General features: G+C 32.3%; 12 protein-coding genes. 1 reads left to right on the forward strand and 11 read right to left on the reverse strand.

Features of this window, described 5'->3' with window-relative positions; genetic code table 11:
• Position 1: 1 nt before the first annotated feature.
• Together RH915_RS05755 and RH915_RS05760 are read right to left on the reverse strand one after the other, a co-directional pair.
• Positions 2-664 (reverse strand): amino acid ABC transporter permease, encoded by a 663-nt coding sequence (locus RH915_RS05755; protein ID WP_310478519.1) that lies wholly within the window; start codon positions 662-664, stop codon positions 2-4.
• A 79-nt stretch (positions 665-743) separates the two neighbouring features.
• Entirely contained in the window at positions 744-1,523 is a 780-nt protein-coding gene (locus tag RH915_RS05760; protein ID WP_310478520.1) for an ABC transporter substrate-binding protein, read from the reverse strand.
• Positions 1,524-1,887: 364 nt separating this feature from the next.
• Here RH915_RS05760 and RH915_RS05765 point away from each other — a divergent pair, with 364 nt between their 5' ends.
• Complete coding sequence (locus RH915_RS05765; RefSeq protein ID WP_310478521.1) at positions 1,888-2,331, forward strand: Fur family transcriptional regulator; 444 nt, start codon at positions 1,888-1,890, stop codon at positions 2,329-2,331.
• Here RH915_RS05765 and RH915_RS05770 read toward each other — a convergent pair.
• From RH915_RS05770 to RH915_RS05810, 9 genes are all read right to left on the reverse strand, one after another.
• Positions 2,328-3,638, reverse strand: a complete 1,311-nt coding sequence (locus tag RH915_RS05770) for a lipase family alpha/beta hydrolase (protein WP_310478522.1) — start codon at positions 3,636-3,638, stop codon at positions 2,328-2,330. The genes RH915_RS05765 and RH915_RS05770 overlap by 4 nt on opposite strands.
• Positions 3,639-3,723: 85 nt before the next feature.
• Positions 3,724-4,227: a methylated-DNA--[protein]-cysteine S-methyltransferase gene (locus RH915_RS05775; protein ID WP_310478523.1), complete on the reverse strand. Its 504-nt coding sequence runs from the start codon at positions 4,225-4,227 to the stop codon at positions 3,724-3,726.
• The gene (locus RH915_RS05780; protein ID WP_310478524.1) at positions 4,227-4,907 is read right to left on the reverse strand and encodes a DUF2225 domain-containing protein; all 681 of its coding nucleotides are present in this window, start codon (positions 4,905-4,907) and stop codon (positions 4,227-4,229) included. The genes RH915_RS05775 and RH915_RS05780 overlap by 1 nt, the downstream gene beginning before the upstream one ends.
• Positions 4,908-5,047: 140 nt before the next feature.
• Complete coding sequence (locus tag RH915_RS05785) at positions 5,048-6,640, reverse strand: VanW family protein (RefSeq protein WP_310478525.1); 1,593 nt, start codon at positions 6,638-6,640, stop codon at positions 5,048-5,050.
• Between the two features lie 222 nt (positions 6,641-6,862).
• Positions 6,863-8,869, reverse strand: coding sequence for a cell division protein FtsA (locus RH915_RS05790; protein ID WP_310478527.1), 2,007 nt, complete (start codon positions 8,867-8,869; stop codon positions 6,863-6,865).
• A gap of 66 nt (positions 8,870-8,935) precedes the next feature.
• A complete protein-coding gene (gene nth / locus RH915_RS05795) occupies positions 8,936-9,574 on the reverse strand; it encodes an endonuclease III (RefSeq protein WP_310478528.1) in 639 nt (212 codons plus the stop codon).
• Positions 9,575-9,603: 29 nt separating this feature from the next.
• On the reverse strand, positions 9,604-9,885 hold the full coding sequence (locus RH915_RS05800) for a DUF503 domain-containing protein (protein ID WP_310478530.1): 282 nt from the start codon (positions 9,883-9,885) through the stop codon (positions 9,604-9,606).
• Positions 9,886-9,901: 16 nt separating this feature from the next.
• Positions 9,902-12,985, reverse strand: coding sequence for an efflux RND transporter permease subunit (locus RH915_RS05805; RefSeq protein ID WP_310478531.1), 3,084 nt, complete (start codon positions 12,983-12,985; stop codon positions 9,902-9,904).
• On the reverse strand, positions 12,972-14,102 hold the full coding sequence (locus tag RH915_RS05810; protein ID WP_310478532.1) for an efflux RND transporter periplasmic adaptor subunit: 1,131 nt from the start codon (positions 14,100-14,102) through the stop codon (positions 12,972-12,974). The genes RH915_RS05805 and RH915_RS05810 overlap by 14 nt, the downstream gene beginning before the upstream one ends.
• Between the last annotated feature and the right edge of the window lie 16 nt (positions 14,103-14,118).

The following is a 14,118-nucleotide window of genomic DNA, read 5'->3' on the forward strand; positions in this document are numbered from 1 at the left end:
ATCACCTCTCATTAACTTTCAGTCTCTTTTCAAGCATCAATAAAGCCTTTGAAAGACTCGTTGTTATAATTAAATAATAACAACCAGCTATAAAATACATTGGCCATGCATTAAAAGTCGCCGCAGAATATTGTCTAGTCAACATAATAATTTCTGTAATTGTAATTACACTTGCCAAAGATGAGTCCTTTACAGCAATAATAAACTGATTTCCTAAAGCAGGAACCGAACGCTTAAATGCTTGAGGCAATATAACCCTTTTCATTGCTTGCCAACTTGTCATACCAAGGGATCTAGCAGCTTCTTTTTGCCCATAATCTATAGACTCAATTGCTCCCCTAAAAATTTCACTAATATATGCACCATTATGGAAGGCTAAACCTAAAACGGCAGAAGTAAAGCGGCCTATGTTTATTCCCAAATCAGGTAAAGCGTAAAATATAAAGAAAAGTTGAAGTAATAATGGCGTTCCTCGAACTATGGTAATATAAATATCTGTTGCTTTGGTTAATGGCTTAATCTTACTCATTTTTAACATCGTTGCAAAAAAGCCAAATACAGTTCCTAGTAATATTGATAAAACCGAAAGCTGTAACGTCATAATTACACCTGGTATAAACCTTGGTGCATATTCTATGACTACACTAAAAAAATCTAATAACAACTTATTTCCCCCTTAATACGAAAATGGGCAATATGATCTATTACCCATCTTCTAGTACAAATTTTCTTTTATCACTAAATTAATTTTCTAATATGTTTACTCCAAACCATTTTTCACTTAATTGTGCATATGTTCCATCTTCTATAATTTCTTGTAGTGCACTGTTTACTGCATCTACTAAATCGGTATCGTCTTTACGGATAGCGATTCCAATTTCTTCAACATACAGTGGATCTCCAACAGCTTCTAGAGGCATATCGTAGCTATCGATACCATTTAGTCCAACTAAAAGTCCTGTAACAAGTCCATCGGCTTGACCACGCTCAACTGCTCTCATATTATCTACATCACTATCAAATTGCATAATGTCCTTAACATTGTCAACATTTTCCTCTAAGTAGTCTAGGAAGGTGGTTCCTGTTACAACACCAACAACAGCATCTTCGATATCAGTAATATCATTGGCATCTATGTCTTTATGCCCAAAGAATTGAGCTCCGTCATAGTAATAAGGATCAGAGAAATTTACTTGTTCTAATCTCTCTTCTGTTATTGCCATACTACCTATAATCATATCGAAACGACCACTAGTTAATCCAGTAATAATCCCATCCCACTGAACTGTCATAGGATCTGCTTCTACACCCATTTTTTCAGCAATTGCATTAGCAATATCAATATCAAAACCAACTAAATCTCCATCATCATTAATAAAATTAAAAGGTGGATAAGCACCTGTCATCGCAAATGTTAATGTTCCTTTTTCATTAATTGCTTCTAGTGTATTTGTCTGGCCACTACACCCAACCATAAAAATCATAATTGCAACTAAAAAGATAATACTTAATTTTTTATTCATTTATTGACAACCTCCAAAATATTTTTGAGCCATCGACAGCTTTATGTTCACGTGAATAAACAATCTTACTTACAAAATAATCTTATATTATATTTGCTAGGAAAGTCAAAGTTAGTCAGCCACTAAATTTTTACAACTCACAACTTGAGCCGGAACCTCATTGTACTCATACAGTAAATACTTATAAATACTGACTTATTCTTTTGTATACACCTTAGGTCAATATAATATATCCCTATTTTCTAAAAATTAGTTTGATTTTATTATAAATATGTCTGAATTTTCTAATATTTATTTGACAGTTTATTTATCAAGAATTATAATATACTTGAATAAAATTAGACAAAGGCAATGGTGATTTATTATGAAAAATTTAGTCAAGACATTAAAATCTAAAAAATGTAAGATTACACCTCAGAGATTAGCTATCTATAACATCATTAAAAATAGTCACGATCACCTAAATGTTGATGCAATATACAAAAAGCTAGCTTCTGACTATCCTACTATTAGTTTAGCTACAGTATATAAATCATTAGAATTATTTGCTCAACTAGGGTTAGTGCAGGTTATTAATGTAGGGGAGAATAGCTTTCGATACGATGCGAATCCTAAAAGCCATCCGCATCTTGTGTGCACTTCATGTTTGACTGTACTAGATTTAGATGAAACACTTTTTCCCTCACTAACTTCATCAGTTGAGAGTAGTACAAAGTATAAAATTACCAGGCAACAGCTATGTTTTTTTGGTATTTGCCCCGATTGTTTAGAATTGGAATCAAGCAGTACTTTAACTACATCATCTTAAATCACAAAATCTGCTGACAAAATCTGCTGACTAGGATTCTCTACTTGTAATTCTATGTCCTGGTCTTCAGTCATTATGTTTATTTTTGTATCTTTTTCGCTGTCGATAATTTTGACTGTATACGAACCGGCTTGAATATCTTTCAATATAATCCATCTATATTTTTCCGTAAATTCCTCATATATATATTCATAGTTTGATTCCACTTTTCCATTACGAAAAACCATTATTTTTTGATTATATGCTTTTTCAACAACGCTTAAATTCATATTCAGTGACCCATCCATTAATATGTGTACAGTTTTAGGTGAGTCTGCTAATACGCCTCTCAAGTACTTATTATCTAATTTTAATAACTGACTAATTGGATGTAAAGACCCTTCCACAATCCCGTGATGATTAAAATTTAATATAAAATTAGAATGGGGATATAATTGTGCACTTCGACTTGTTACCGTACCATCTCCTTTTGTTGTATACGCTGCTTTTATAATATAATTATCATTTTTATTGTGTTGGCAAAACTTATGGGGGTTTATCTCTAGATATTCAGCTGTTTTATAACCATTTCCAATAATGCAGTAACTCTCTTTTAATCTATAGTACAGTTTATGTTGGTAAGCATTTAAATAATTTACTAATTTATTCTTTATTCTCATACGCTCCCATGGAACACTAATTAAATACTTGTGTTGATAATAACGTAAGCTTCCTTCGTAATTATATGTGGGGACTAACTCTAAAATCGACGGAAACATAGCACGAAACTCCTCAACATGTTCTTCTCCAAAAGAAAATCCCATTAGTTTTTGCAACAACCACATATACCCTCTAGATAAAAGCTGTTGAAATCCTCTTTTTTCCCCTTTACGTTCAAGCAGCTTACCTGTGCTCCACACATAATAGGCATCAATAGCACCCTTGTTAGGTACGGCAATCATAACCAACGTGTTTACATCATTCATATAATATGGGCCTTGTATATATGTTCTTGCAACAATCCCACCCATACTGTGACAAATAATATCTACTTGAGTGCATCTTAGCTTTTTTTTTATTTGTTTTATCAATGGTATTAAAGCGTTTTTTACACTTTCAACATTTGATCTTCTCCAATCATAGTAACATATATATAAATCTTTATCTCTTTGATACCCCATAGCTTCTAAACCATTGATAAAAGGTTCATAAATGAATCTTGCTGCACCAAATCCCCATTCACCAGTTATTGGAATTATTTCTTTTCCCATTGAACCCATAAGTCCGGGTATGAATATAACTGGTCTTTTTATATTATAATCAGACAATAAAAATCCCCCTTCTAAATTAATGCATGCATAATTATATTTATGCATAAATTTAGAAGAGGAATACATTTTCTATATTAAATTTTTATAATTCTACACCTTCTATATTCAACAATTTCTTTTGAATATGCTCTCCATACGAATACCCTAATATTTTGTTATTAATTCCTACTACCCTATGGCAAGGTATGATAATCGGTATATTATTTTTATTATTTGCATTCCCTACAGCCCTAGCTGCCTTCTCATTTCCAATTTTAGCAGCAATATCTTTGTAAGAAGACGTACTTCCATAAGGTATTTCAATAAGCATTTTCCATACTAGTTTTTGAAAATCCGTTCCTACTAAGTCTACTTTCAAACTAAATTTCCTTCGTTCACCTAATAAATATTGATATAGCTGTAGGATATATTCCTTATTATATAGATAATTTTCTTCTAGTTCATCATTCGAAAATCGCTTTTTCATATTTTCCATAAAGACTTCTTTACTTTTATCTATTAAAATTGTATTAATGCCTTTATCACTGGTTGCTACCCACAATAGGATATTATTAAATTGCATATGACAATAGTATAATTTAGACATTAATCTACCTTCTTCTGATGTTGTTCTCTGGCTAATCTCCATTGTTCCCTAGCTTTTAACTGTATTTGTCTATGTTTTTTTATATCCGGGTGGTCTAATGCTTTTGCATACCAACTAATAGACTCTTTTGGATCGCCCACACGTCTATTTAATTCTCCCACTAGGTATGCAAGGGAAACTTCATCTAACCCTCCAATAGGAAAACGTTCATTTTGATATGCATCTTCAAAATAACTAAGTGCATACTTTAGAAAATCTCTCTCCTTCTCATGGTTCTGCTCTCGATAAAGCCATGCAAGTTTCAAGCACAGACTTGCTATATATCCTTGAGATTTTTTAAGTATTTGTCCTGTTAATATTGCAAGTTTATAGCTTTCTTCTGCTTCTTCAAATGACCGATCACTTCCAAACGCTCTTTTCTTCCAACGTTTTCTCACACGATCATCGAAAACTTCTTTTTGTTCCTTTGATACATTATTAAATTCACTTTCGGATGCACTATAACCACATTCTGGACAGATCCACATATGATAATATATTGGGTTAATGTCTTTATACGTAACACAGAAGTCTTCATCTCTTTTCTGTACTCTTAATGCTCTAGTTCTTACTTTTTTTGTACTGAAATTATTTTTACAAATTGGGCATTCTACTTCTTTATCATATAAGAATTTTTCCATAATATGTTCCCCCTTCTTATACTGTATAATTATAACAAATTAATACTGCTTTAACCATGCTAAATAATAAAGTCACAATCTTTTTTTAGATTGTGACTTTTTATTATATAACTGTACTATTATAAAAAGATTAGCGCTTTTTATAATTCTTTATCTTCATCTTCCTCTTTATCTTCCTCTTTATCTTCCTCTTTATCCTCATTCACTATTTCTGTTTCCGATGTATTCTCTTCATCTACAATAGCTTCATCTTGCATATTTTCATCATTTTGTTCAACACTTTCAGTTTCATCTATCTTTTCACTCTCATCTTCATTTGTATGCTCTTTTTTTATGTCTTGCTCTTTATCTGAATTGCTTTTATTTGTTTCATTTTTCTTGATCACTTTTGTCCCTTCTATAACAACTCCATTTCTTGGTGGATAGTAATCTCTAGATATTCGTTCTCTCTTTATTTCATTTCCATCCTTATAGTACAATTTATATGTGTTAACTCTGTACCCAGTTTTGGTTTCGATTTTTACTTCTCTTTGCCCCTCAGGTAAGTTTTGGTCTTTTTTTACCTCAGTTTTTCCTGGAATTACTTCTACAATTTCAGAGTGTAGGGCAATAGATACCGGGTCACTTACTTTTCCATATATATTGACATATAACTTATTAGACTCTACAAAACTTTCAACATATACTGGATATTTAGAATTATTTTTAAATCTAAAGTCTATAAACCCTTCGGCAATTGTAGCGTCATGTCCTAATGGTACATAACTAACAGGTAAAGAATGATTCCTTCTTTCTACAATTTCTAAATTTGCTCTCAAAACTGCATTATATAAAGTTGTTGATACCTGACATACACCACCTGCAATACCAGGCTGTAGTATGCCATTAACAATTACTGGAGCTTCTCCATAACCAGAACTCCTATTAAATGGACCCGCTGATTCTACAAATGAAAAAATATCATTTGGCATTAATATAATGCCATCTACTTTATTTGCTGCTAACTGTATGTTATTTACTCGACCTCGTGTGCTCGAGTTAAAACTAGTTGTAAAATCACCCATAATATCTTCAATGCTACTTAAGAGCTCCTTTGTAATTTTAGGCTCAATATAGTCAACTGTAACGCTTATATCCTTTTGACTTAAGTTTTTAATATTATCTATTATTTTTTCACTTAAAAGCTCTGTATTAACTTTTACGCCAGGTTTTTCTTCTATTACTTCAAAACCATCCCTTTTACGTTTTATTTTTGCATCAGTTGCTTCCCATCCTAGTTCTTCATCTATCGTGTTAACAAATTTATCTAAAGCAGCTTGATCATATCTCTCAACTAAATTGATAATATAGGTTGACCTTCTTAGTCCTATTATAACGCTCAATCTTTTGAAGAAACTTTCGTCTCTTACAGCGTTATATGCCTTATCAATAGCTTCATCATACAAATAACTAAATTCAATATCATCTGGCCTAATAATCCATTGTTCATCGTCATAGGTTAAATTCAATTCAAAAGTTTTTAATTGCTCACTAAAATGTTTTTCTATTTTTTCTACAGCATCCTCCTTTTTTAAATTGCTTACATCCACATCCTCAACATATACATTTGAATAAATAGTGTCCTTATTCAATATTAAAAATGTTGATGTTACAATTCCTATTAATAAACCGACTGCTCCAATAATACTAATTATAAATAATAGCTTCTTTCTGTCCAAGGTATTTATCTGCAACAGTAGCACCCCTCTATATTTGATATTCTTAGTTTATAATTTCCAAAATCTTTAAACTTATTAATGTTTATTGCAATATCAGCTTAATATGCTTGTATTTTTTTTCAAAAAATTAAAAAAAGTGGCTACGCCACTTTTACTAAGAAACCTTATCTTATATCATATTTTGTACTACCATAATAACCATTAGATACAGACATTAATTTTATTTGCTATAAGCTGTTATTCCCAATATACTTCAATATCATCACCATCATATAGTGCTTCTGTATAGCTTGCGTTTTTTCCATTATGTTTTAAAACTAATCGGCCTTGTGCTTTTGTACGATCAAAATCAACAAAGTTAAATATATCTACAAAAAGCATATTATCTTTAATCAGAGGTATTTTTAGGGGTTGATTATTGTAAGTTACATTAATATATTCTTTGTATCCTTTGGAATAATCAACTTTATTATTTTCGTCTTTCCTTGTAAAAACTTCCTGCTTTTCCGTTATAATAATTTTATCATTATTGTTTATGGTTTCATTAATTTCAGAAAGCTTCCCATTTTTGTAGATATCATACTGATTAAAAGAAATTGACTTTAGGTTACATAAGTCTTCTATTGTAATGACTTGTTTATAGTCAATCTTATCTCCATCATTAAGTATCTGTTCTTTAGTTGGTTCATCTCCATTTATCTTTATATTGAATATGCCATCAGTAAATTGGCCATTAACTGAAAATCCAAACTCATTTTTAACCGCTTCTTCTACAAAACATCTAGCACTTTTTCCTGGTTCCGCTGGCTGTATCTTTATATCATCGTTATTTTTTATTGCTGTATCAAGACTTGCGCTATGTCCATTAACTTTTACTATGGCAGGTTGTCCGTATTCTCCAAAAATCGTTTTTTGTTTCCCATTAATAAATATTTTTAATGCTTTCCCTTTTTTAGGAATAAGATCCCTTGGATTAAATCCGATTAAAACTAGGGCATCACTTACTTTTAGTTTTTTCGATTGAAATAACCTTACTTTTTGTTCATTGACAGTAATACTTAAAAAATCAGTTAACTTATTGTTTATTGCCTTTGTTAGTATACCTGCTGGTGTTATTCCTTCTGGTCCAGTTAGGACTGTATTATCATGTATGACATTCTGTACAGTTTCTATTCCTCTAACTGCAACTCTTTCATTAGGTAAGTTCAAGTTATTTGATATGACGTTGGTTAGTCCCGGAATCTGACTTCCTCCACCAATTAAAAATACAGCACTTGGTGCTTTGCCGTTCTGTTCTAAAATACTATTTGCAATATCTTTGCCTACTGATTCAATTGATGGATGTATACTTTCTAATATTTCTTCTGTTCGTAGTTCATAGTTCATGCCTAAAATGTCTGTAAAGTTTTGATTTTCTAGTTTGCATAAGTTACACTTTAACGCTTCCGCACTATCAAAATCCATTAAGTAATTTTTAGATATCGTCTCAGTTATCTCATCTCCAGCTGTAGAAGTCATGGCATACGCTACAATGGATCCTTCTTTTGTTATAGCAATATCAGATGTGCCTGCTCCTATGTCAACTAAAGCCACATTTAACAAACGTACATTTTTAGGGACTGCAACTTCTATAGCTGCAATAGGCTCTAATGTCATGTAATTAATTTCCAAACCAACTTTTCTCATAACTGTATGTAAACTTTCGATTACTATTTGAGGTAAAAAAGTAGCAATAATTTCAATGCTAATCGTCTCTCCCCTATGTCCTTCTGGATTAGTAATAATACTTCCGTTTAAATAATAGTTTACAACCGTATGTCCTACACAAAAATATTCTGTGGTATCTTCTGATTGTTCTTCTATTATTTGTTGTGCGTTTTGTAATCCTTCAATCTCAATACTATTGATTAAATGTTTATCTATTGTTTTGATTGGATCTATTTTTTTCTCTATTGTTAATTGATGTGTCTTTAATGATCGTCCAGCAGCTGCAACTGCAACTTCTTCTAACTTTGTTCCAGATGCGTCTTCTAGACTATCTTTTACTTTTTGAACTATTTTTGAAACGCCCTCGATATCATGAATTTGACCATCATACATCACTCTTTCTTTATGAAACTCCATCGTTGAGTGTTTAATAAGTATTTTATCTTCTTTCATTGTACCTAGCAAACCCACTACACTTCGAGTCCCTATATCTAGTGCAAAAATAAGTGATTTTTCATCCTCAAGATTATTGCTCATAATGCCACCCTTTCAAAACATCAGTTTCTAGTACATATTTCTTCAAGTATTGTCAATTTCCTCTTTTTATTTTTGTTTTTCTCTATAGTACTGACAAATTTCCGACAATGGACATCTCTCACATTGGGGAACTCTTGACTTACATATCCTTCTTCCATGATAGATCAACCAATGGTGTGCATCTGACCACAGTTTTTTTGGAATATTGGCCATTAGTTGCTTTTCTGTTTCTAATACATTGTCACTTTTAGCTAAGCCTAATCGGTTAGACACTCTAAAGACATGGGTATCTACAGGAATAGCAGGCTGATTAAAAACATTGCTAATTACAACATTGGCTGTTTTTCTTCCCACACCGGGTAATTCAACAAGTTCTTCTAATTTTTTAGGAACAGTCCCATTATATTTATGAACTAGTATTTTACATGTTTCTAATATATTTTTACTTTTATTTTTATAAAAACCACAACTCATTACCAGTCTTTCTAATTCTTCTTGTGGTAGCACCAAAAAATCCTCAGGTGTTTTATATTTTTCATATAATCCTTTTGTTACTTGATTCACCCTTTTATCTGTGCATTGCGCAGCTAAAATTGTAGAAATTAAGAGTTCAAAAGGATTGTTATAAACTAGTTCGCTTTCTGCATTAGGGTATAGCTCCTCAAGGGTTCCTAAAACCTTTTTAATTTTTTGTTTTGATAACATTTTTTCCCCCATGTTTTTTAGGTCCTTTCTTATATAATCTCTGTGCTACAATTAGTAATATCTACTCTACCATCTTGCTCAATAAACTTTATTACAGATTGTATCATTGAGTCTGCGTGTTTATTGGTATTACTTACACAACAAAATCCTATTTCTGCTAGTTGCCACTTTTCTTGTTCCCCAACTTCTGCTATAGAAACATTATATCTTGCTTTAATTCTTTCAATTAAACTTTTTATAATTTGTCTTTTAGATTTTAAAGAATTTGTTTCATACATCCTTACAGTTACATTACATATTCCTACTAACATATAAATAACCCCTTTTTTAATTAATATCATTTTTTCTTATCTTCCTTGAAATGTCGTCAAATATTGAGTAGATTACAGGCATTGCTATAAGGGTGAGCATTGTTGCCAAGATTAACCCACCTATTACCACAGTAGCTAAAGGTGCCTGTACTTCTGCGCCTTCTCCAATTCCCAATGCTAGAGGAAATAGTCCTAATATTGTTGTTAGGGTTGTCATTAAAATTGGACGTAATCTTGTGGTTCCTGCTTCAATTATAGCATCCGTACGTTCTATTTTATTTTGTCTTAATGTATTGATATAGTCGATTAAAACTATTCCATTGTTTACAACTATTCCTGCTAGTACTATAGCACCTATGGCTGCTGGTACGCTTAATGGTCGACCTGTAACGAATAATCCTAATATCCCGCCTGAAAAAGCTAAAGGCACTGACAATATAATTACAAAAGGATATAGAAATGACTGGAATTGTGAAGCTAATATCATATATACCAATATAACTGCTAAAATAACCGCTAAAGTTAAACTATCCATTGCCTCTTCATAAAGTTCCCTTTGCCCTCTAAATTGATAGCTATACCCTGCAGGTAAATTGTACGTGTCTAACTCCTGTGTAATATCTCTAATCACACTATTAAGATCTCTATTAAATAAAGTAGCACTTACTGTAACCGTACGCACCTGATCACCGCGTCTAATAACGCTTGGTCCTTGTGCATTTCTTAATGTAGCCACCTGCTCAAGGGGAACATTTATCCCTGACATTGTCGAAATCGGTATTAGTAAAAGACTATCTAAATCTTCTCTTAGGTGTATTACTCCTTTTGTAATTACATCTATTTCCTTTCCTTCTACGCTTAATTTTGTAGCCCTTTGACCTGTTAAAATATTATGTACTGCATTTGCAACTTGTGCTGTTTGCAACCCATAAGTTGAAGCCACATCTCTTTTTAACTTCACTTCTACTTGTGGCCTACCTTCCATATAATTAGATGTTACTTCTCTTGTTCCTTCTATATTATCAATTATTTCTATAAAATCATTGGATATATCTTTTAGCATGTTAAGATCGTCACCTTTTACTTCTAGTTCAACAGATGTTCCCCCTATACCTATTCCCATTAGTGATGATATTCCTGAAATTGATATTTCAGCACCTATAATGTTGTTTGTATCTCGGCGTATTTTATCTAATGTAACCTCTGTAGCATTCTTTCTCTGGTTTTTTTGTACCAACCTACCATTAATCGTTGCTCGGTTTGAACTGCTACTAGATTGATTAAACATGCTTCCAGTTCCACCTATATTAGAAAATACAATATCAACATCATCATTTGAATAAAGTATGCTTTCTACTTCATTTACTATTTTTGAAGTTTCTTCTAGTGTTGCACCATGGGGTAGTCTAATATTGATCATAAACATGCCATCATCAAAGTCAGGAAAAAATTCTGATCCGATAAATAGTCCTAGAAACATTGTTAATACAAATATTGTTAGTGTTATAGCAACTGTTATTTTTCTTTTTAATAGACTTTTTCTAAGTAGTTTTTCATATAATTTTCGAATTTTAAAAAACAAATTATCAAAAAAGGTATATTTACTTACTAAGTCTTTGTTTTGTATACGCTTTTGATCTTTTAAAACCTTGGAACAAAGCATTGGTACAAGTGTTAATGACACAAGTAAAGAGGCTAGTAAAGCAAAAGTTACTGTTAGCGCTAGCTCTCTAAAAAGTTCTGCTGTTATCCCCTCTACAAAAACTAAGGGTAAAAAAACCGCCACAGTTGTAAACGTTGACGTAGCAACAGCCATTGCAACTTCACTGGCACCTTTTACAGAAGCTCTTTTTGCTGAATAACCTTCTTCTTTAAACCTAAATATATTTTCTAGCACTACAATTGCATTGTCAACTAACATTCCTACGCCTAATGCAAATCCACCTAAAGATAATAGATTAAGTGTTACTCCAGAAAAATACATTAATGTAAAAGTAGCAATAATTGATATGGGTATTGCTGCAGCAATGATCAGCGTTACTTTCAGATTTTTCATAAATAAGTATAAAATGAGTATTGCTAAAACTGCTCCAACTAAAGCAGTTAGTGCTACATTATTAACAGAACGAGTAATAAATAAAGATTGATCAATTACTGTTTCAATCTTTACGTCTAGCTCATCCTCTAACTTTCTAAGTTCACCGTTTACCATATTTGCTAACTGCACTGTATTGGAAATAGGTTGTTTTTGTATCGATATACGAATAGACTGCTCACCGTTTATTTTCGCAATTTGAGTTATATCCCTATTCGTCAGTTCTATATTAACTAGTTCATCTAAAGGAACAACCATACCTGTTGGAAGTGGAATGGGTAAGCTGCCTATCTCTTCTACATTTTCAAACTCTCCTACTGTACGCACTAAAATACTGCGACTTCCCTCGGGGATCTCTCCACCTGGCATACTTATATTTTCATACCTAAGGTAGCTTATTAAGTGATCAATCGTAAGCTCATAAGTACTTAATATATTCGGGTCATATTGTATTTCTACAATTTGATCATAACCTCCAGTTACCTCAACAGCTGCGATTCCTTCTAATCTTTCTAACCTTGGCTTCACATTGTTTTCTGCAATATTCTGTAACAAACTTAAGTCATCTTCCCCTTTTAATGCTAAAATCATAATCGGAAGTTGATTTGGATCCACTTTGACTATCATTGGTGCTGTGGCATCATCGGGTAAATAATGTTGAATCATCTCTATTTTTTCTCTCATTTGTAACGTTGCGAAATCCATATCCGTACCATTATTAAACTCCACTGTTACACTTGATGTTCCTTCTGAAGATGAAGAACCAATACGATTGACATTATGTACAGTTGCTAAAACTTCCTCTAGAGGTTTTGTAATCATACTTTCAACTTCTTGTGGACCAGCACCTGGATATCTAACCAATACCGAGGCCACTGGCACATTCATCTGCGGGAGCAAATCCATAGGCAACCTAAATATAGATACACTTCCTAGAAGTAATATTACACCTATTAGCATAAAAACTGAAACAGGTCTTCTTACTGACCAACTAGATATCTTCATTATTTGCACCTCTTATAACATTTACTGACATTTGATCTTTTAAGTATTGGTGTCCTCTTGTAACAACTTTTTGCCCTTCTTCTATCCCATCCAAAACTTCTACATGGTCTTCATTTGAAATACCTAACCTTACTTTCTGCTTGTAAACCACTTCATTATTTTCAATAAATACGTATGTGTCATTACCTTCATATAAAATAGTATCTTTTCTAATTGTTAAAGTGTTTTCACTTTTATCTCGTTCTATTTTTACTTTGCAAAAATCCCCTACTTTTAATTTTTCATCCCCGTTGTCTACCTCTATATGAACTAGATGTAAGTTAGAAGGATACTCCGGAACAGAATTAATTAGTGTTATAGTCCCTTGTACTTCTTCTTCGTTAACTTTAACCACCACTTCCTGATTAAGTTCTAAAACGTCTATAAAGGTATTTGAAACATGCAGTGGTATTCTTATTTTTTCAGAATTTGTTATCACCATTGCCGGCTGTTGATTCAACAATGGTTGGTTTTCATGAATATTTATTTGAGAGACTACACCATTTATTGGGGCATGATACTCCAGTTCACTTAATTGTCTTAATGCACTAGCGTAAGCCATTTGAGCTTTATCTACTTGAGACTGGGCTAACGCTAATGATTCCCGTGGTTCTTCATCTATCGACATTGCCGACTCAGGTAATTTCTTTTGAAAAAAACCACTATTTTTAGACATTGTTTCATAAGCTTCTAATAATACTTCTTGTTCTTGTATTATTTTACTCTGCTTATTATAATTCTCTCTGGCTAAATCGTATGATAGTTTGGTTTGATTAATCTGTTCCCTTACCAAAGTTTTATCTAACTCGAAAAGTAATCTCCCTTCCTTTACTTCATCTCCAATATCTACATGTATATTAGTAACATCTAAACCAGGTTGTTTAGGTATGATCATTGCATTTTTATAGGCCTGAAGCTGTGATGTTAAAGTAACCCACTGCGTTATATTACGATGTATTACAGGAGTTGTTTCTACTACAGCTCTTTGGTCGGCTGCTTGATTATTTGTTGTACATCCACTTATAGTCAATGTTAATACTAATGCTATAAGAAATAATATCAGCTTATTTTTAATCAAGAAATCCCACCTCCTA

Origin of the sequence: Serpentinicella sp. ANB-PHB4 (assembly GCF_031432315.1) — a bacterium.
Taxonomy (GTDB): Bacteria; Bacillota; Clostridia; order Peptostreptococcales; family Natronincolaceae; genus Serpentinicella.